The following is an 18,694-nucleotide window of genomic DNA, read 5'->3' as shown; positions in this document are numbered from 1 at the left end:
GCGCAGCAAGGAGCGAGACCCATGAAAGCCCAGTCTGAAGCCCAGCAGAAAGCTGCTGGTGCGGCCCTGTCGGCCAAGCGCGGCGACACGCCCAAATCGAAACTCAAAGGCGCCTCGGTTGAGATGTATGAGAGCATGTCCGAGAAAGAGCTTGAGGAGATGGCCTCCACCAAACATGATAAGATCCCGGAACGGAAGGGTTAGGCCGCGAACGCGCAGTGCCCTTCACCTCCCATCGCTTTGCGATGGCCCTCTCCTCTTCCAGCAGGAGAGGGGTTTGGTGTTGTGCATCGGGCCGGGTCTCCCTCGCCTTCCTCGGCGACCGCGATCCCAGCCCTTCCGCCTACAGACCACCTGCGCCCGGCCGGGCGCACCGGAGCGATCCTGTCTGGTCGTCATAGCTTCCGGCTATTTTCAGCACAGATGACGCGCAGCCAATCTGCCCCCGAACTTGCGGGGGACGTGGCAGGGCGCACTGCGCCCTGACGAAGGGGGGCCAGCACGCGCATCGCGCACGCCGACACCTCCTAGCTTTAAACAGATCCCGAATTCAGCCCCGCACACCGGCCAGCCTTCGCTGCGTCCGGCCGCTAATGCTGCGCGCGGCGCAGGCGCCCGCCCCTAAAGCGCCTCCAGCTCCAGCCCCATGCCGGCGATCTTCACCACCTTGTCGACTACGCAGAGGTTCATGCCGCGCGCCCGTTGCAGGATCACCCGCGGTTCCTTCACGGCGATCTGGAACTGGATCAGGCGTTCTTCCGGCCCCTGGCGGAATTCAATGCCCGCCTCATCCGCGATGCGCAGGTAGCGCCGCCCCTTGGGCACTTCCAGAATATCGGCCCAGTGCGCCGCCATGCCTTCGGGGTCCGGCCCGGCCAGGATCGCCCCGCGCAGCGCGCCGGGTTTGGCCCGCTTCTGCCAGCCGGGGCCAGCCCAGCGCCAGCTCGCCGCCGGGCGCGCCTCGTCGATGGACACAATCGCCCCGCCCACGTCTGCGGGGTGAAGGTGGCTGGCGGCAATGTCCTCAAGGTCCACATTCCACACGCGCCGAACGCCCAGCCTGTCGATCCGCGTGCGCGCGGCGGTCAGGTCTTCCACCTGGAAGATCGCCATATAGCCGCCCTCCCCGCCCCGCTCGATGAAGCGGGCGGCGGGCGCCTTGTCGCTCGTCGGCACGACAACTTCGAGGAACTGGTCGCCGATGGGGAACACGCGGTTGACGAGGCCAAACTCCTCGACACCGGTGTCAATGAAGGGTTCGCCAAGCCCGAGAAGCTCGGCCAGCTGGTCAGCGGTCTTCAGGTTTCGGGCGGCGATCACCAATTGGCGGAGACGCGGCAATGTCATGGTCTGGTACTCCCCGGAGGTATTTTCTTTTGAGGAGACCCTAACGGGCAGAACAAACGCCGCAACAACGACGCAAGGTAAACAAGGTTATGCTATTACGCCTGAATTGATTTCCCCGCCGGAAGGCGCCACGCCTGCCTCCAAGATGACCAATTCTGAAGCAAAACCACCCCGCCCTGGCGCTGCCAGCGTCCACAGCCATGATCCAGACCGCGATCATGATCATGCCCATGGGCCGGATGAAACCGCGGGCCTCGATTGCCCCGCCGATCCCGCCACGCATGACCATGGGCCCGATCACGGCCACGACCACATGCATGCTCACGGGCACAGTCATGGCCATGACCACAGCCATGCCGGTCATTCGCATGAACACCATGCCGACATGACCAGCGCCGACTCGCGCCGCCGCGTGGCCATCGCCGCCGCGCTGACAGCCGGTTTCATGCTGGCCGAGATCGCCGGCGGCCTGATCTCCGGCTCCCTCGCCCTCCTGGCAGACGCCGCGCACATGTTCACCGATGCCGGCTCGCTCATCCTCGCCTGGATCGGCTACAAGCTCGCCGAGCGTCCGGCAGATCCTCATCGCTCCTACGGCTTCGCGCGGATGAAGATCCTCGCCGCCTTCACCAATGGCGTCCTCCTGATCCTTCTGGGCCTCTGGATCATCTGGGAAGCGGTCCACCGTCTCCTCGCCCCGGTCGAGGTGATGGGGGGACTGATGCTGCTGGTTGCGGCCGGCGGATTGCTGGTCAACATCGCCGCCTTTGCCGTCCTGCATGGCGGAGACCGGGAAGACCTCAACATGCGCGGCGCCCTCTGGCATGTTGCCGGAGACCTCCTCGGCTCGGTCGCCGCCATCCTCGCGGCGGGTGTCATCCTCTGGACGGGCTGGACCCCGGCCGATCCCATCCTCTCCGCTCTGGTCGCCGGGCTGGTGATCTTTGCCGGTGTCCGCATCATGCGCCAGTCTGGCCACATCCTGCTCGAGGGGGCCCCCAACGAGCTGTCGGTGTCCGAAATTGTCCAGGATTTGTCCGCGAATGTCGCGGGTGTGGCGCGCGTGAGCCATGTGCATGCCTGGTCGTTGACCGAATCGCGCCCCCTGGTGACCCTCGAAGTCACGGCAAAACCCGGCACCAATCCCGAAATCCTGCGCCGCGATGTCAAAGCCCGCCTCGCCAGCGCCTTCAAAGTGTCCCATGCCACCGTCGAAGTGATGTCGCAGCCTGAATAGCTGCCTTGCAGCAGGCCCGCCGGCGCTTTAACCCTCAGGCCAGACGCCCCATATGGGGCCAGACGACCGGCTGAGACTGCCGGGCCAGACGCTTCAAGGAGGCCCCGATGGCCGAGACACAACACGCCGAAATCCTGATCATCGGCTCAGGCCCCGCCGGCTGGACCGCCGCCGTCTACGCTGCCCGCGCCCTGCGCGACACGCTCGTGGTCACCGGCATGCAGCCGGGCGGCCAGCTGACCATCACCACTGAGGTCGAGAACTGGCCGGGCGAATCCCACATCCAGGGGCCCGAACTGATGGTGAAGATGCAGGAACATGCCGAGAAGATGGGCGCCAAGGTCGCCAATGATCACATCGCCTCGGTCGATTTCGAAACCCGCCCGTTCAAGGCTGTGGGCGAAAGCGGCACAGTCTACACGGCTGATTCTGTCATCATCTCCACCGGCGCGCAGGCCAAATGGCTCGATCTGCCCAGCGAAGAAAAGTTCAAGGGCTTCGGCGTTTCCGCCTGCGCCACCTGCGATGGCTTCTTCTATCGCGGCAAGGAAGTGCTCGTCATCGGCGGGGGCAACACGGCCGTTGAAGAGGCGCTGTTCCTGACGAACTTTGCTTCCAAGGTCACCGTCATCCACCGCCGCGACCATTTCCGCGCCGAGAAAATCCTGCAGGACCGCCTGTTCAAGAACCCCAAGGTCGAAGTGATCTGGAACCATGCGCTGGAAGAAGTCGTCGGCGATGAAAACCCGCTCGGCGTCACGGCGGCCCGCATCAAGGATGTCACCACCGGCGCCATCCGCGAACTGCCCGTCCACGGCGTCTTTGTCGCCATTGGCCATGCCCCGTCTACCGAGCTGTTCGTCGGCAAGCTGCCAATGCGCGAAAGCGGCTATCTGATCACCGAGCCCGGCTCGCCCCGCACCGCCATTCCCGGCGTGTTCGCGGCCGGCGACGTGACAGACGAAACCTACCGTCAGGCCGTCACGGCCGCCGGCATGGGCTGCATGGCGGCGCTGGACGCCGAACGCTTCCTCTCCGAACAGGAAGCGCATGTAGAAGCGGCTGTTCCGGCCGAATAGGTCCCTTACAGCATTGCCAAAGCGAGGCGTTCAACGTCTCGCGGCTTGTCCCGCGCCACAACCTCCAGCAGGCGCGCGGCCCGCGCCTGCATGACCTTATCAAGATCCGTGGCCGGCGCCGTGCCCACCGCCGCCTCCAGGGCCAGCGTGATCTCGGCCTGATGTTTGCGCGCGTCCAGCGCCGCCAGCGCCCGCGCCCACTGCCAGCGCAGGCCAATATCAGCCGGCGCCAGACGGACAGCTTCCTCATAATGCCGGCGCGCCGCCTTCAGGCTCGCGCCCATGATAGCCGCGCCGATCATGCCGCCCCGGCGCTCCACCTCCACATGCCAGACCGCCAGGAAGCCATGGGCATAGAAATTGCCCGGCGCATCTTCCAGCACACTTTCGGCCAATGTCCGGGAAAGCTCGCCATAGCCGGTCTTGCGGGCCTCGCTGATGCTCATCGGCCGCAGGATCAGGGACAGCGAGATCGCCTTCTGCAGCCGGCCCTCCAGATGGTCAGGCTCCAACGACAGCGCGATTTCCGCTTCACTCAGCGCCTGATCAATCAGGCTGCGCGGCGGGTCTTCGTCTCCGCACATTGCCTTGGCCAGCAGGGTACGGGCCCGGAAGGCATGGGACTCGGCGGTTTGCTCGCCGCCCGCTTCTGCAAAGGCCCGGTCATAATGGCCCGCCCGGAAAGCTTCAGATGCGGCGCGAAAGTCTGCCGCGGCCGGCATCGCTGCCAGCATGGCAAAAGCAAACAGAATCAAGCTGCGTCCCTGCATGAGTGTTGATACTACTCCCAATCTGGGTTTCCCGCGAGCGGCATGAGAATGGCAGACAGTTTCGAGGCAGATGTGGTCATCATCGGGGCGGGCGTAATCGGCCTCGCCTGCGGGCGCGCCCTCGCCCGCGCCGGCCGTGAGGTGATCGTGCTGGAAGCCGAGGAACTGATCGCCGCGCACACGTCCTCGCGCAACTCAGAGGTCATCCATGCGGGGCTCTACTACGCCACCGGCAGCCTGAAAGCCCGCCACTGCGTCAATGGCCGGCGGATGCTCTACAGCTATCTCGATGCCCACGGCGTCACCGTGAAGCGCTGCGGCAAGCTGGTGGTGGCCATCGGCCCGGCAGAAGCCGGCGACCTCGGCAGCATCCTCAAGCGGGCGCAGGCCAACGGCGTGGAAGACCTTCGCCTCATCGACGGCGGCGAAGCGCGCGCGATGGAACCGGCCCTCAGCCCCGAAGTGACCGCCGCCATTCATTCGCCCGTCTCCGGCATCTTCGACAGCCACGCCTATTTCCTCGCCCTGCAGGGAGAACTGGAAGATGCGGGTGGCTCTGTCGCCTTTAACACGCCCGTCCTGTCTGGCGCGGTCGAGGCCGGGCACGTCCGGTTGGAAACAGGCGGCAGCACGCCGGCGACCATCCGCGCGCGCACGGTGATCAATGCGGCAGGCCATTATGCGCCCGCGATCGCCGCCCGCATCGAAGGCCCGCACGTGGCGGACCTGCCCGAAACCCATTTCGTCAAAGGCAGCTATTTCGGCATCAGCGGCCGCACACCCTTCTCCCGGCTGATCTACCCCATGCCCACTACATCAAGCCTTGGCCTGCACCTGACCATCGACCTGGGCGGCCGCGGCAAGGTGGGGCCAGACGCCGAATGGCTGCCCGAGGGCGCCGCGCCGCCCTTCGATTACCGCGTGAACCCTGACCGGGCGGCCATCTTCCATGAAGAAGTCAGCCGCTATTGGCCCAGCCTGACGCTTGACCGGCTGATGCCCGATTATTCCGGAATCCGGCCCAAAATCGTGCCCCAGGGCGCCCCTTCCGGCGATTTCCGGATAGAAGGTCCCGAAACCCATGGCAGCCCCGGCCTGATTAACCTTCTGGGGATCGAAAGCCCTGGACTGACCTCATCACTCTCGATCGCAGATCATGTCGCAGAGCTTGCAGGATAGGGTGCTTGCGCGCCCCGGCTCCAATGTGTATCAGGCGCCTTCGCTGATGCGGCGCTCAGGTTCGGTAGCTCAGTTGGTTAGAGCGCGCGACTCATAATCGCGAGGTCGAGAGTTCAAGTCTCTCCCGAACCACCACGCCCAGCCAGCGATCCCTCTTGCGCCGCCGCGAAACTGGCCAGAGGATCACCTGATGACGCAGACCATCTCCCGGACCCCCGCCCTCAGGCTCACAATGCAGGCTCTGGCCGTACTTTCACTGCTGACATTTGCCGCCATTGCCAGCGCGCAGGACGCCCCCGAAAGCCAACCCGGCCGGCCAAAAGTCGCCCTTGTTCTCTCCGGCGGCGGGGCACTCGGTCTCTCGCATGTCGGCGCGATCCAGGAGTTGGAAGCCATGGGCATCCGGCCCGACATCGTGGTGGGCACCTCGATGGGCGCGGTCATTGGCGGCCTCTATGCCTCCGGCCTCAGCAGCGCCGAGCTGGAGGAGGTCGTCAACAGCGCCAACTGGAGCGGCGTGTTCAACCCCGCGCCCCAGCGCGACAAGCTGACCTTTCGGCAGAAGCAGCAGCAGGTGGACTTTCCGGGCACTGCGAGCCTCGGCGTTTCCGGCGCGGGGCTTCTCCTGCCGACCGGCGCGATCTCAGATCAGGCGCTGATGAAAGAGCTGCGCCGGGTCACGCCCGCGCGGATGGAAGTGGATAATTTTGACGACCTGACCATTCCGTTCCGCGCCGTAGCCACCGACATCGCAACCGGGGAAGCCGTGGTCATCAGCGCCGGTGAACTGCCCATGGCGATGCGGGCCTCGATGTCGGTTCCAGGCGTCTTTCCTGCCTTCGATCTGGATGGCAAATTGCTGGTGGATGGGGGCCTGGCGGCCAACATCCCGGTCAGCGTTGCGCGGGAGATGGGCGCCGACATCGTCATTGCACTCTGGACGCCGAATGAACTCCTCCAACAGGAACAGATCGGCTCGGTGGTCGATGTGCTGTCACAGACCGTCAGTCTGCTGATCCTTGCCAATGAACGCGCCGAAATCGCTTCGATGCTTCCGCAGGATGTCCTGGTCCGGGTGAATACCGGCAGCATCAGCCCGGCCGCCTTCACGCGCAGCAAGGAACTGATCGAGGCTGGCCGGGCATCGATCCGTGCCGAGGCGGAAAAGTTCGCGCCCATCGCCCAGGGCCGCGAACCGGTCAGCTATGCCGGGATTGGCGATGCGCCCGCGCCGGTTATCTCCTTCGTCCGTATCGAGAACGCCTCACGCCTCAACCAGTCCCTGCTGGAAGAACGTATGTCGAGCGTTCTGGGCAAGCCGGCAGATACCAGCGAGATCAATGAAGCCCTCGACCGGATCTACGCGCTCGGCCCGTTCGAACGTGTCGACTATACGATGACAGAGCAGGACGGGCTGACAGGCCTGATCGTGCGCGCCGAAGATTCACGCCGCAATGTCGGGCGGCTCCGTCTTGGCATGATCGTGGAAAACGATTTCAACACCGAATCCGATGTGGCCGTGTCGCTGGATTACCGCAGCCCGGCGCTGGACGCCTATGGCTCTGAACTGCGCGCGATCGCCACCATTGGCGACATCAACGAGTTTGGTGTTGAGTATTTCCGGCTGCTTGAACCTGAGCAGAGCTGGTTTGCCGTCGCCCGCGCCGAGGTCGAGAACCGGCCGGTGAACATCTATACCAATCGCGGTTTCAAGACGGCCGGATATGATCTCACCTATGGCCTTCTGGGCATTGATGCGGGCCGGCAGTTTGGAAACATTGCAGAGGTGCGGGTGGGCACGGAGCTTGGCACCGGGCGCGCCAAGCTGAATGAAGGGGCAGCGCCGGTTGAAGAGGTCGACATCGATTCCGGCCGCATCTTTGCCTCTGCCGGTCTCGACACGCTCGATAACCCGTTCTTTCCGCAAACAGGGCTCACCGCAAAGGCGCGCTGGACGCACGGCTTGGAAAGCCTTGGCGACAATGCCGACTATCAGACACTGTCCGCCTCCGGGCTGCATGCCTTCACGATGGGCCGCAACACCCTGCTCACCTCGGTCTCGGGCGGCGTGCGGCTCAGCGGCGCGCCGCCTCTGGATACGCTCTACCGGATCGGCGGGCTGTTCAGCCTTTCGGGGTACCGTCTGGACGAACTTGCCGGCGAGAACTTTGTCGCCGGCCGCCTGATCTACCGACGTTCGCTGACCAACACCGAAGGCTCGCTGTTCGGAATACCCCTGTTCGTGGGCGGATCATTGGAGGCCGGCGAGGTCTGGTCGAACCCGGATGAATTCTCGCTGGATGACATGCGCTTTGGCGGCAGTGTCTATGTCGGGGCCAACACCGCGCTTGGACCGGTTTACCTTGCCTTCGGCAGGTCGGAAGGGGGGCGGCAATCGGCTTATCTGGTGATTGGCCGCTCGTTCTGAGGCGGCCGGTCAGATCGCTTTGGCCTGCTTTTCACGGGGCGCGTTGAGCAGGGTATCGGCGAGCGCGGCCACGAGCGCACGCGGGCGGACAGGCTTTTCAATGAGGCCATTGAAGCCCAGCTTCTCGCACGCTTCCCGCCGCTCGGGCGTGGCATCCGCCGTCAAGGCAAGGATCGGAATGGCGCTGTTGTGGCCGGGCCCAAAGCGGGCGGCCCGCAGAACCGCTTCTCCACCCCCGCCCGGCATGTGGACGTCGCTGAGGATTGCCTGATAGCGGCGCACGGCCAGACGCTGCGCGGCAATGGTCGCGTCCGGGACGCACTCGACCCGCCAACCGGCCGCAATCAGTGCCTCACGGATGACAAAGGCCGTCGTATCATGGTCTTCGGCGACCAGGATTTCGCCCAGGTCAAAGCGCCCTGCCCCCGCCGGCGCGGGGTTCTCGACCGCCAGGCGCGGGCCAGCCTTCTGCACCGGCACGGTCACCGTGAAGAGGCAGCCGCCGCCCGCATTGTCCGCCAGCATGATGTCGCCGCCGAGCCGGCGGGTCAGCGCACGCGCGATGCTGAGGCCCAGCCCCGAGCCGCCATGCGTGGTGGCGGTTGTTTCGTCTGCCTGCTCGAACTCTTCAAACAGGCGTGCCTTGTCGGCGTCAGATATGCCGCGCCCGGTATCGGCGACGGTCATCACGAGCGAGAGCCCCTCGCCCGCCGGGACGGTCGACATCTGAACCGTGACATGGCCGCGATCGGTGAACTTCACGGCGTTGGAGACAAGATTGAACAGGATCTGACGCAAACGTCCGGCATCGCTCTCGATCCGCGCCTCGGCGCTGCGGGCCACTGCGATGCGCAGACCGACGCGCTTGGCGTCGAGCTTGGGTTGCCAGAGGTCGCGGGTTTCTGACGCAAACTGGCGCAGCTCGAATGGCTGCATGGTAACGGGCAGCTTGCCCGCCTCCAGCCGGGAAAGGTCGAGCAGGTCGTTCAGCAGGCGCTCAAGATGCTGGCCGCTGTTGGAGATGGTTTCGGCGAGGCGCCGGGATTCGTTGGTTACTGATTGATCCTTCAGCAGGTCTGCAACGCCGAGGATGCCGGTCAGGGGCGTGCGGATTTCATGACCGATGAACGCCAGAAAGCGGGAGCGCCCTTCGACGAGGGAGACCATGCGCGCCTTCATCTCTTCGATGCGGCGCTGGCTGGCCTGTTGGTTGCGAGCGCGGGCGGTGTTTTCTTCGGCCAGCGCCTTCAGCAATGCAGCGGGCGAGACGAGGCCTTTATAGGCGCCCTCTTCCATCACGATGACGCCGTCGGTCAGCGCGCTGGTGCCCTGCTCTGCAGCCTGTTTGGCGATCAGCGCGACCGACACGGTGCCTTCGGCAATAACCGGCGCGGGGGTGACGAGATGGTGCACCGGGCGCGCCGCAAAGATGTCGCGTCCGTTGGGGCCGGCCAGCGCTTCGGTGAGGCGGGCGCGGGTGACATGGGCGATGGGCGCCTCGCCGCCATCAGTGACGGGCATACGAACCGGCAGGGCGAAGAGGGCCGGATCGGACAGGAACAGGGAAAGGGCAGCCGCGCCGGTCGTCGTTGACGGCACGGGCGCTACATTCAGAGTGATTTCCTGGAGACGTACTGGCATGGGGGACCGGGCATTATGGTTAATGCCCGATCATCCCCAACAAGTGTTACCTTCGTGCAAACATCCAGCGGTTTGCGGTCAGCTGATTTCGCGGCGATTGCGAATGATCTTGCTGACAAGACCGTAGTCAACCGCTTCCTGGGCGCCCATCCAGAAGTCACGCTCGGTGTCCTTCTTGATCTGCTCCACAGTCTTGCCGGTTGCTTCGGCAAAGATGCGGTTCAGGCGTTCGCGCATCTTGATGATTTCGCGCGCCTGAATCTCGACATCCGTGGCCTGGCCGCCGACGCCGCCGCGGGGTTCATGCAGCAGGTAGCGGGTATTGGGCAGCGAATAGCGGTTTTCCTTCTGGGCCGCCGCATAAATCAGCGCGCCGGCCGAAGCGACCCAGCCGGAGCCGAGAACTTTTACCGGGGCGGTGACGAATTTGATCATGTCGTGGATCATGTCGCCGCTTTCGACGTGGCCGCCGGGCGAAGAGAGGATCATCAGAATCGGCTCGTCGCTCTCAGCCGACAGGGCGAGCAGGCGTTCGCAGACCATGCGGGCCTGCTTGAAGTCAATTCCGCCGGTCAGCAGGATCGTGCGCGACTTGAAGAGCGCTGATTCTACAAGGGTATTTGGACCGTTAGCCGGGGTCGATTCATTTTCGTCTTCATCATCAAGGCGGAAGGTGTTCATGCAGGCTCCGGAAGGAATCTCTTTTTAAATCTGGCCTTATAGGTGCGGTGCCAGGGGCGCCGGGTCAAGGCACGCACCTCACTATTCCCCAGCGCGGCGCCTGACAAACCCGGACAGATCGGGACAGTTCCGGGACACCACGGGACAGATCAGGACAAACCGGGACACTTCAGGGACAGCAGAGGGACACGTCCGGTCACCCTTTGACGGTCACTCAGCGCCAGAAATGACCCGCGCAACATCCCCCGCATAAGCCTGCGCCTTCTTCTCCCCGACACCGCTGATCTCGCGCAGGGCTTCAGGCGTCACGGGCCGCTCGCGGGCGATCTCGGCAAGGGTGCGGTCATGGAAGATGACATAGGGCGGCACGCCCCGGTCTTTGGCGAGACCGGTGCGCCAGAGACGCAGCGCGTCGAACACCGCCTGGTCGCGGGCCGAGAGGTCGGCCAGCACGGCGGCGCGGGCGGCGCCTTTCGTGCGGGTGCGACGGCGCGGGGCGGTAAGGTCTTCGCGCAGCGAGACGGTCCGGTCTCCCCGGAAGAGGGCCTTGGCGGCGTCGGCGTCGGGCACGATGACGACCGGACGCATCGCTTCGCCGCCCTCGGCGATCAGGCCCTCGAACATCAGCGCATCGAACACCCGGTTCCAGCCCTGTTTGGGAAGTTCCTTGCCGATGCCGAAGGTGGAGAGGGTGGAGAGATCGGTATCGAAGGTGTCCTTGGCTTCGCCGAGCAGGTGCTGGACGAGACGGCCGCGCCCGATGCGCTGGCCGCAACGCAGGACGGCGGAGACCGCCATCTGGGCGTAGCGGGTGGCGTCATGGCGCTCGCCCACTTCACCGCGGCAGACATCGCAGACGCCGCATGGGTCGACTTTCTCCTCGCCGAAATAGCGCCGGACGGCGCCCCGGCGGCATTCATCGCCATTGAGGAAGGCAAACAGCTGGCGCGTCTTGGTGAGCTGGACGCGTTTGACCTCATCGGGCGCATCGCTCGAATAGGTCCATTGCAGGGAGCGGTTCATGTCTGCCGGGCCGAACAGGGCGACGCCCTCGGCAGGCTCCCCGTCGCGCCCGCCACGGCCGACTTCCTGCCAGTAGGCTTCCAGCGTCTTGGGCGGATCGGCATGGATGACGAAGCGGACGTCCGGCTTGTCGACGCCCATGCCGAACGCAACTGTGGCGCACATCACCAGGCCTTCTTCCAGCAGGAACCTCCGCTGGCGTTCGGCGCGCACACGGGCGTCGAGCCCGGCATGATAGGCGAGCGAGGGGACGCCGGCCTTGTCCAGCGCGTCGGCCAGATCTTCGACCGCGTTGCGGGTGGCGGCATAGACGATGCCGCTGGCCCCTGCCCCGTTTCCGGTTCGGGCTTTGACAAGCTGAACGACGCGGGCGGTGCGGTTGCTCTCCTTGGGCTCGGCCGAGAGGATGAGGTTGGGCCGGTCGAAGCTCGCGACATGGACGGCGGGGTTTGTGAGGTTCAGCTGAGTGAGGATGTCGTCGCGGGTGCGTGCGTCGGCGGTCGCCGTAACCGCCAGGCGCGGCACGCCGGGGAAGAGACCTTTGAGGCGGCCGAGGGCGCGGTAATCCGGGCGGAAATCATGGCCCCACTGGCTGACGCAGTGGGCTTCATCGACCGCTATAAGAGAGACCTTCATCCGGGCGAGGCGATCTGCGAGGGCTGTGCCGAGGCCTTCAGGCGAGACGTAGAGCAGGTCCATCTCGCCGCGCTCGGCCGCGTCCAGGGCGGCGGTGCGGGCATTGAAATCCATCGAGCTGTCGAGGCGTTCGGCGCGCACGCCCGCGAGTTTCAGCGCATCGACCTGGTCGGCCATCAGCGCGATCAGCGGCGAGACGACGAGGCCGATGCCATCGCGCAGCAGCGCGGGGATCTGGTAGCAGAGCGACTTGCCGCCGCCGGTGGGCAGGACGGCGAGGCCATCGCGGCCTTCGAGCACATCCCGGATGACATCTTCCTGCAGGCCGCGGAACGCGTCGTAGCCGTATACGCGCTTCAGCAGCGCGCGGGCGTCAGGAAGAGTGGGGGCGGAGGACATGCCCCCGTGTTCTGAGGAGATGCGCGCGGGAGGGCAAGGGGTGGGTAGAGAAATGAGGCAAGGCAACTGCAGATGCGCAGACACCGAAGAACCAAACCGCTTTCACCCTCATGCGTAGCCTTCACTACAGAGCCAGGAAGATGCTCCCAGGCAACATTGGATTGACACACCAACCCCCATGGGTAGTTAGTTGACAGTTAGGATTTCCATGCTTATGTGCCCTGTAACAACACCCCTCAGGCCTCTCCATGGAAGCTCAATACCGAGGGGTTCCTCTTCAAGGGCCTTCTCGAACCGCTCGAGTAGGCCCTTTTTTAATGCGGTATTTCAAACCGGCCACCACGATCGACGAGCAAATAGCGCGCCTCCGAGACAGAGGGATGGTTTGCCGCGACGAGGAACTCGTGAAACGCTGGCTGGTAACTGTGGGATACTACCGCCTCAGCGCTTACTGGCTCCCCTATGAAGTTGCGCCAAATGGCACGCAAACTCGAAGCAAACAATTTGCACCGGGCACGGAGTTTGAAACCATCATAGACATATATACCTTCGACCGGCAGCTGCGGCTGCTTGTGATGGAGGCAATCGAAAGGGTAGAAATAGCGCTCCGCACCAGTTGGACATATCATTTAGCTCATGCAAGCGGATCGCACGCGCATATGTCAGCTGAGCTATTCGAATCGAGTGACGATCACAAACAATACCTCCAAAAGCTCAAAGAGAGCATTGATCGGAGTAGAGAGGTATTCATCGCTCACTATACTGGCAGATATGCAGATCCAAGCATGCCTCCATTGTGGGCGGTAACCGAACTTATGACGTTTACCGAGCTGTCAAAATGGATCGCATTTACAAAAGATCGGAAAATCGGCTCTGCAATTGCAAAGGATGTTGGCTTGCCGACAAGAGAAACACTTTCGGGTGCAATTCAGGCCATTTCCTTCGTAAGGAATATATGCGCACACCACGGACGGCTTTGGAATCGGCAATTAGTCAAACGCATTCCGAATATCAAACGGTTCAAGGCTGATCTCTTCATTGAATTGGATGGACAGCTGAACCGTGCCGGGTTTGCCGGAGGCCATTTTCTTTGAGAGAGTGGCCCAATGACAGACAAGAAGCAGAGACCTCATTACTCGCCAGAGGTGCGTGATCGAGCGGTTCGGATGGTGATGGAGCATGGCGGGGATTACCCGTCGCAGTGGGCAGCGATCGTTTCGATTGCCGGCAAGATCGTGTGCGTGCCGCAGACACTGCACGGCTGGGTGGCGCAGGCTGAGAGGGACGTGGGCAAGCGGTCCGGGCCCAGCACCGAGGAACGCGAACGGATCAAGGCGCTTGAACGCGAGAACCGGGAGCTTCGCCAGGCGAACGAGATCCTCCGGAAGGCATCAGCGTATTTTGCTCAGGCGGAGCTCGACCGCCGACCGAAGACATGATCGCGTTCATTGACGACCATCGCGATGTTTATGGGGTCGAGCCGATCTGCAGGGTATTGCCGATTGCCCCATCAACCTTTCATGAGGCGGATGCGCGGCGGCGGCGCCCCGACCGCAGGCCGCCGCGCATCCGCCGGGACGAGACGCTGAAGCCGGAGATCCTTCGGGTCTTCAACGAGAACTTCACCGTCTATGGCGCTAACAAGGTCTGGCACCAGATGAAGCGGGAAGGCTTTGACGTGGCCCGCTGCACCGTCAGGCGCCTGATGAAGGCCATGGGTCTGAAGGGCATTATCCGCGGCAAGCCGCATCGCACGACCTACAGCGACAAGGTAGCGCCGTGCCCGCTCGACCATGTGAAGCGCAACTTCAAGGCTCCGGCGCCGAACCGGCTCTGGGTCAGCGATTTCACCTACGTCTCGACCTGGGCTGGATTTGTCTACGTCGCCTTCGTCATTGATGTGTTCGCCCGCCGCATTGTCGGCTGGCGGGTCAGCCGGACAGCGCATGCGCGCTTTGTACTCGATGCTCTTGAGCAGGCCCTGCATGACCGGCGGCCGGGCATCGGCAGCGGACTTGTTCATCACTCGGATCGTGGCAGCCAGTATGTCAGCATACGGTATACGGAGCGTCTGGCGGAGGCAGGCCTCGAGCCGTCGGTCGGCAGTGTCGGCGATAGTTATGACAACGCCCTCGCCGAGACGATCAATGGACTCTACAAGGCCGAAGTCATCTGGCGGAAAGGCCCTTGGAAATCCATGGACGCCGTCGAATACGCCACGCTCGAGTGGGTCGACTGGTTCAATCACCGCCGCCTGCTCGAGCCGATCGGAAACATCCCTCCGGCAGAAGCCGAGGCCAATTACTTTGCAGCCCTAAAGGAAAACGCTACCGCTGCATGACTCCAACCAAACAGCCTCCGGGGTTACCGGCGCGGTTCAAGCAAGCGCAACCGGACAACCGTATATACAACATTCTGGCGCTGCTTGCCCGCCTTGTGGTGCATCAAAGTTCCGACTCTACATTTCCAAGACGCCTAATGGCATTGGTAGAATCTCGCGCTCCTGACCAGCAGGAAGCGATGGGATTCCCAGAAGATTGGAGCCAACGACCGATCTGGGCTCTGTACAAAACGAGTAACTGATCAATCCACGAAATCGATCCGGTTGGGATAGATCACATAATTACAGCGGGAGGCCTGACGGCGGCGGGTTTCTGCGGCGAGGAATTCGAGGATGTCTTCCCGCTCGGCCAGCGGGCGGCCGGTGGCAGCTTCCCATTTTTCCGGTGGCGGAATGTCGATGCTGAAGTGGACGGGGTGGGTGCACATCTCGTGATAGAAGCGCAGGCGGATGTCGCCTTCGATATAGATGATCGTGCCGGCGCGGGCATTGCCTTCAAATTCGAGGCGCCGGCCGAAGCGCGCGGCGAGGCGGGCAAATTCCCGCTCGCGCAGTTCCAGATCAAGATCGGGAAGGATGTTACCGGCGCTGTCGCGGTAGACGATGGGGCCAGACCTTTCCTCGATTACAGGCGGTGCGGGCGGCGGTGGGGCGATGCCCTCTTCCAGCTTTTCGAGCGACAATTCGTGGCGCCAGCCTTCCTTGTGGGTGATCTCGATATGGTAAGGGCCGGGCGGCCAGGGCCAGGTGTCGATCAATATCTGCACACGGCCATTCAGGCGGGAGGTGAGCGCGGTGTCTTCGATCGGCTTGCCACCGGGACCATGGATACGCAGGACGCTGTATCCGGCATATCCATCCTGGGGCAGCCAGAGGATCAGCTGTTGGCTGCCGGGATAGTGGACGAATTTCGCCTTGAGGGGCGCGAGGTCTTCGGGCGCGCCGATGTTTACCGGCGGCGCCAGCACGCTCTCGCCTTCATAGCCCCCATCGCCTGACATCTGCTCCCTCCGCCTCATTCATGCACCCCGCGCATGAATGCTATCTTGGATGACTGCCTGCCCTCATCCCTGCCCGATCCCATATACCGGTCAACAACAACCCCTCATGGACAGGAGACATCCCATGATCGAACTCCGCCCCTTTGATAAGCTTGGCCGGTTTCGCAATGACTGGCTCAACGCCCATTATCACTTTTCCTTCTCCGGCTATCATGACCCCAGCCGCGTGAACCATGGCGCGCTGCGCGTGTGGAATGATGACGAAATCCAGCCACGGACCGGCTTTCCGCCGCACGGGCACGACTCCATGGAAATCATCACTTACGTTCGCAAGGGCGCCATCACCCACAAGGACTCGCTGGGCAATCATGGCCGCACCGAAGCGGGCGATGTGCAGGTGATGAGCGCGGGCTCTGGCGTGCAGCATTCGGAATGGAACGCCGAGGACGAAGTGACCGAGCTGTTCCAGCTGTGGATCATTCCCCGCACACGCGGTGGCACACCCAGCTGGGGCGCGCGGAAGTTTCCCAAGGGCGACCGGTCTGGCCAATGGGCCGTGTTTGCCTCGGGCACCGGAGAGAATGACGCCCTGGCGATCAACCAGGACGCAAAGGTTCTGGGCGCCACGGTGAAGGAAGGCGAAACGCTGACCTATGACATTCCCAAAGGCCGCTACGGGTATCTGGTTGTAGCCGATGGCGAGGTGACGCTGAATGGCCAGCGGCTGAAGACCCGCGACGGCGCGGCGATTTCCGGCGGCGAGACGATTACCCTGGAAGGGGTGAATTCGGCAGAGCTCGTACTGGTTGATACGGTGTGACGCTCACACCCTCGTGACTTCAGGCTCCGGCAGGAAGCTGATAAGGTGCAAACCAGATCAGATTTCCTGCTGGGGTCTGAAAAACGAATGACATGGAGTGCTCAGATGAAAGCCACTGCCCTTGCCCTGCTGCTTATCGCCGCTGCGCCGGTTGCCGCAGCGGCTGAAATTGCGGTGACCTATTCGCCGGAGTTTACCGAGAAGCTTCAGGATGATTACGGCATGAAGGAAGGCGAGGTTCTGGGCGGGCGTATTGAACGCGACCTGACCCGTGAGCTGGAAAAGGCCGGTGTGGATGTTGCCCGCATTGATGTCACCATCCTGGATGCGCGCCCTTCCCGCCCGACCTTCAAACAGGGCAGCGACGAGCCCGGCCTCGACATGTTCCGCTCTGTCAGCACCGGCGGCATGAAGATGAAAGCCGTGGCGTATGACGCCTCCGGCGCGCCGGCGGGCGAGCTGGAATATGACTGGTATGAAAACGACATCCGCCAGGCGGGGCTGACCACCTGGCATGATGCCAGCCGCGCCTCGGACCGCTTTGCGCGGAAATTTGTAAAAGCCCTGGACTAGGCCCGCACCCCTCGGGCCGTCCCGCCGCTGCCGTCATTTCCCCCGGACGGCAGCGGCATCAGCTTTTTGTTTCTGATGCTTCTGCTGATGCTTTTTCAGGCGCGTCTTCTGCGTCCGGCGCGGGCTTCTCTGCCTCTCCCGTTTCGATCCGAACACTGAGTGTTCCAGGCGATTTGAAATGCAGGTCGCGCTGGGGCATCGGGATATGGATCTCGTATTTCTCGATTGCCGAGTGAACCGCCCACACATAATCTGCCATGACCTTCTGCGGACGGAGCACGGCTTCGTCGGTCAGCCAGACAATCAGCTCGAATTCGAGGCGGAAGTCGCCGAACTTGACGAGCCAGACCTGCGGGGTGTGCTCGCCCCGATCGTCGAAGGTCCAGGGCACGCTGGCGGCGGCTTCCAGGCCGGCCTTTTCGACCAGCGCTTTATCCGTGCCATAGGCCACCCCAAACGGGACGTGGATGCGCCGGCGCGCCTCGGTCATCGTCCAGTTGATCAGCTGGGCTTTGATGAAGGCTTCGTTGGGAACGATGATGTCGACATTATCGTTCGTCATCACGACGGTGGAGCGGAAGTTGATCTCCTTCACCACGCCGGAGAGGCCGGACTGAAGCTCGATGAAATCGCCGACTTTCAGCGACTTCTCCATCAGGATGATGACGCCGGAGATGAAGTTGGAGAAGACCGACTGCAAGCCAAAGCCGATGCCGACACCAAGCGCACCTGAGAAGAAGGTGAGCGCGGCGACATTCACGCCGAGGAAGTTGAGCGCGATCAGGACGGCGACGATCATCACGCCGATCTTGATGCTCTGGCCCAGAAGACCGCCGACCGAAGCAGGCAGTTCCGGCGAACCGCGCAGCTGGGACTGGGCGACATTGCCGATGAGCCGGCCGAGCCAGATGGCGAACGCCGCCAGCGCGAGGCTGATCAGGATGCGCAGGACGGAGACTTCGCTCTCGCCGAAATCGAAGGTGACACTGTTCAGCCAGCCCGTCAGCGGGCGCAGCCAGCCGAGGATGTAGAGCGCGGTGATCGCCCAGGCGAAATAGGCGATGGCTTTCGACCAGAAGCCGCGCCGCATGCTGGCGGTGAAGATGCGCACGACGATCCAGGCCAGGAGGAGGCTGGTGGCGATGTGCAGCGTGGCGTTGCCCAGGCCGACAGCCTCGAAGGCGGCGGTGGCGGCCGCCAGCAGGATGAGCGTGAAGACCGGCCAGACGATGCGCGAGAGGGAATGGTAGGTGAGCAGGACGAAATCGATCCGCCCGCGCTTTTCCGCCGCCTGCATCAGCATCGTCTTGGGGAAGCGGGAGATGATGTAGCCGAGCGCCGCGCCGAGGATCAGCGCGCCGACCTGCCAGAGTGTGTCGGGCGAGCTTAACTCATCGCGTGCCGCCTCGATCAGCCGGGTGACCGACTCCTGAAGTTCGGCGATCAGCGGAGCGGCAGTTTCCGGCTGGAGCAGGTCGAGGCTCATGCTTGCGGCAATCCTCAAAGGCATTGAATCGACAAGGGGAAACCTTATCGGGC

17 protein-coding genes, 1 tRNA gene and 1 other annotated feature are annotated in these 18,694 nt (G+C 63.3%); of the genes, 11 read left to right on the top strand and 7 right to left on the bottom strand.

From position 1 onward, the window contains the following. The first annotated feature begins 21 nt into the window (after positions 1–21). Positions 22–204 (top strand): DUF3008 family protein, encoded by a 183-nt coding sequence (locus HNE_RS02750; protein ID WP_011645580.1) that lies wholly within the window; start codon positions 22–24, stop codon positions 202–204. A gap of 417 nt (positions 205–621) precedes the next feature. Here HNE_RS02750 and HNE_RS17740 read toward each other — a convergent pair whose 3' ends face one another. Continuing rightward, the gene (locus tag HNE_RS17740) at positions 622–1,347 is read right to left on the bottom strand and encodes a VOC family protein (protein ID WP_049754998.1); all 726 of its coding nucleotides are present in this window, start codon (positions 1,345–1,347) and stop codon (positions 622–624) included. A 200-nt stretch (positions 1,348–1,547) separates the two neighbouring features. Here HNE_RS17740 and HNE_RS18805 point away from each other — a divergent pair, with 200 nt between their 5' ends. The 3 genes from HNE_RS18805 (at position 1,548) to trxB (ending at position 3,663) form a co-directional block, all read left to right on the top strand. Then, positions 1,548–1,736, top strand: a complete 189-nt coding sequence (locus HNE_RS18805; protein WP_162467550.1) for a hypothetical protein — start codon at positions 1,548–1,550, stop codon at positions 1,734–1,736. Further along, positions 1,733–2,584, top strand: coding sequence for a cation diffusion facilitator family transporter (locus HNE_RS02740; RefSeq protein WP_233351981.1), 852 nt, complete (start codon positions 1,733–1,735; stop codon positions 2,582–2,584). The genes HNE_RS18805 and HNE_RS02740 overlap by 4 nt, the downstream gene beginning before the upstream one ends. A 107-nt stretch (positions 2,585–2,691) precedes the next feature. After that, positions 2,692–3,663, top strand: a complete 972-nt coding sequence (trxB, locus tag HNE_RS02735) for a thioredoxin-disulfide reductase (RefSeq protein WP_011645577.1) — start codon at positions 2,692–2,694, stop codon at positions 3,661–3,663. A 5-nt stretch (positions 3,664–3,668) separates the two neighbouring features. Here the strand turns inward: trxB and HNE_RS02730 are convergent, their stop codons facing one another. Further along, positions 3,669–4,418 carry a hypothetical protein gene (locus HNE_RS02730; RefSeq protein WP_148205790.1) on the bottom strand — a complete coding sequence of 250 codons (750 nt, stop codon included), beginning with the start codon at positions 4,416–4,418 and terminating at the stop codon, positions 3,669–3,671. 63 nt (positions 4,419–4,481) lie between these two features. On the opposite strand from HNE_RS02730, the gene HNE_RS02725 reads away from it, so the two are divergent. The 3 genes from HNE_RS02725 to HNE_RS02715 all read left to right on the top strand — a co-directional run bounded on the left by HNE_RS02725 (position 4,482) and on the right by HNE_RS02715 (position 8,040). Then, positions 4,482–5,612 (top strand): NAD(P)/FAD-dependent oxidoreductase, encoded by a 1,131-nt coding sequence (locus tag HNE_RS02725; RefSeq protein WP_011645575.1) that lies wholly within the window; start codon positions 4,482–4,484, stop codon positions 5,610–5,612. 58 nt (positions 5,613–5,670) lie between these two features. Next, positions 5,671–5,747, top strand: a tRNA-Met gene (locus HNE_RS02720). 55 nt (positions 5,748–5,802) lie between these two features. Then, positions 5,803–8,040, top strand: coding sequence for a patatin-like phospholipase family protein (locus HNE_RS02715; protein ID WP_011645574.1), 2,238 nt, complete (start codon positions 5,803–5,805; stop codon positions 8,038–8,040). 9 nt (positions 8,041–8,049) lie between these two features. Here the strand turns inward: HNE_RS02715 and HNE_RS02710 are convergent, their stop codons facing one another. From HNE_RS02710 to recQ, 3 genes are all read right to left on the bottom strand, one after another. Continuing rightward, a complete protein-coding gene (locus tag HNE_RS02710) occupies positions 8,050–9,681 on the bottom strand; it encodes an ATP-binding response regulator (RefSeq protein WP_011645573.1) in 1,632 nt (543 codons plus the stop codon). 78 nt (positions 9,682–9,759) lie between these two features. Continuing rightward, the gene (locus HNE_RS02705; RefSeq protein ID WP_011645572.1) at positions 9,760–10,362 is read right to left on the bottom strand and encodes an ATP-dependent Clp protease proteolytic subunit; all 603 of its coding nucleotides are present in this window, start codon (positions 10,360–10,362) and stop codon (positions 9,760–9,762) included. Positions 10,363–10,572: 210 nt separating this feature from the next. Next, the gene (recQ, locus tag HNE_RS02700) at positions 10,573–12,420 is read right to left on the bottom strand and encodes a DNA helicase RecQ (protein WP_011645571.1); all 1,848 of its coding nucleotides are present in this window, start codon (positions 12,418–12,420) and stop codon (positions 10,573–10,575) included. 404 nt (positions 12,421–12,824) lie between these two features. Here recQ and HNE_RS02695 point away from each other — a divergent pair, with 404 nt between their 5' ends. Continuing rightward, positions 12,825–13,514 (top strand): Abi family protein, encoded by a 690-nt coding sequence (locus HNE_RS02695; protein ID WP_198022814.1) that lies wholly within the window; start codon positions 12,825–12,827, stop codon positions 13,512–13,514. A gap of 12 nt (positions 13,515–13,526) precedes the next feature. Beyond that, positions 13,527–14,761 (top strand): IS3 family transposase gene (locus HNE_RS02685; protein ID WP_148205789.1). Its coding sequence is split into 2 segments (ribosomal slippage): positions 13,527–13,821 and positions 13,821–14,761, totalling 1,236 coding nucleotides; the frame shifts between segments, so codons are not numbered across the junction. Continuing rightward, positions 13,814–13,930, top strand: a sequence feature (AL1L pseudoknot). It overlaps the preceding gene by 117 nt. Before the next feature lie 242 nt (positions 14,762–15,003). On the opposite strand, the gene HNE_RS02680 is transcribed toward HNE_RS02685, so the two are convergent. Then, a complete protein-coding gene (locus HNE_RS02680) occupies positions 15,004–15,762 on the bottom strand; it encodes a hypothetical protein (protein WP_011645567.1) in 759 nt (252 codons plus the stop codon). Positions 15,763–15,886: 124 nt separating this feature from the next. Here HNE_RS02680 and HNE_RS02675 point away from each other — a divergent pair, with 124 nt between their 5' ends. Then, positions 15,887–16,582 (top strand): pirin family protein, encoded by a 696-nt coding sequence (locus HNE_RS02675; RefSeq protein WP_011645566.1) that lies wholly within the window; start codon positions 15,887–15,889, stop codon positions 16,580–16,582. 87 nt (positions 16,583–16,669) lie between these two features. Next, positions 16,670–17,155 carry a hypothetical protein gene (locus tag HNE_RS02670; protein ID WP_233351980.1) on the top strand — a complete coding sequence of 162 codons (486 nt, stop codon included), beginning with the start codon at positions 16,670–16,672 and terminating at the stop codon, positions 17,153–17,155. A gap of 58 nt (positions 17,156–17,213) precedes the next feature. Here HNE_RS02670 and HNE_RS17735 read toward each other — a convergent pair whose 3' ends face one another. Beyond that, positions 17,214–18,641, bottom strand: a complete 1,428-nt coding sequence (locus HNE_RS17735) for a mechanosensitive ion channel family protein (RefSeq protein WP_160162600.1) — start codon at positions 18,639–18,641, stop codon at positions 17,214–17,216. Positions 18,642–18,694: the final 53 nt, after the last annotated feature.

Origin of the sequence: Hyphomonas neptunium ATCC 15444 (assembly GCF_000013025.1) — a bacterium.
GTDB classification, from domain to species: domain Bacteria; phylum Pseudomonadota; class Alphaproteobacteria; order Caulobacterales; family Hyphomonadaceae; genus Hyphomonas; species Hyphomonas neptunia.
Note: the sequence above shows the minus strand (reverse complement) of the source record. Positions and strands in the feature narration are given on the sequence as shown.

Coding starts and splice junctions, on each gene's coding strand:
- HNE_RS02670 (WP_233351980.1), top strand. CDS start 16,670: ATGACATGGAGTGCTCAGATGAAAGCCACTGCCCTTGCCCTGCTGCTT.
- HNE_RS02675 (WP_011645566.1), top strand. CDS start 15,887: ATGATCGAACTCCGCCCCTTTGATAAGCTTGGCCGGTTTCGCAATGAC.
- HNE_RS02725 (WP_011645575.1), top strand. CDS start 4,482: ATGGCAGACAGTTTCGAGGCAGATGTGGTCATCATCGGGGCGGGCGTA.
- HNE_RS02715 (WP_011645574.1), top strand. CDS start 5,803: ATGACGCAGACCATCTCCCGGACCCCCGCCCTCAGGCTCACAATGCAG.
- trxB (WP_011645577.1), top strand. CDS start 2,692: ATGGCCGAGACACAACACGCCGAAATCCTGATCATCGGCTCAGGCCCC.
- HNE_RS17735 (WP_160162600.1), bottom strand. CDS start 18,641: ATGAGCCTCGACCTGCTCCAGCCGGAAACTGCCGCTCCGCTGATCGCC.
- HNE_RS02710 (WP_011645573.1), bottom strand. CDS start 9,681: ATGCCAGTACGTCTCCAGGAAATCACTCTGAATGTAGCGCCCGTGCCG.
- recQ (WP_011645571.1), bottom strand. CDS start 12,420: ATGTCCTCCGCCCCCACTCTTCCTGACGCCCGCGCGCTGCTGAAGCGC.
- HNE_RS02705 (WP_011645572.1), bottom strand. CDS start 10,362: ATGAACACCTTCCGCCTTGATGATGAAGACGAAAATGAATCGACCCCG.
- HNE_RS17740 (WP_049754998.1), bottom strand. CDS start 1,347: ATGACATTGCCGCGTCTCCGCCAATTGGTGATCGCCGCCCGAAACCTG.
- HNE_RS02680 (WP_011645567.1), bottom strand. CDS start 15,762: ATGTCAGGCGATGGGGGCTATGAAGGCGAGAGCGTGCTGGCGCCGCCG.
- HNE_RS02750 (WP_011645580.1), top strand. CDS start 22: ATGAAAGCCCAGTCTGAAGCCCAGCAGAAAGCTGCTGGTGCGGCCCTG.
- HNE_RS18805 (WP_162467550.1), top strand. CDS start 1,548: ATGATCCAGACCGCGATCATGATCATGCCCATGGGCCGGATGAAACCG.
- HNE_RS02740 (WP_233351981.1), top strand. CDS start 1,733: ATGACCAGCGCCGACTCGCGCCGCCGCGTGGCCATCGCCGCCGCGCTG.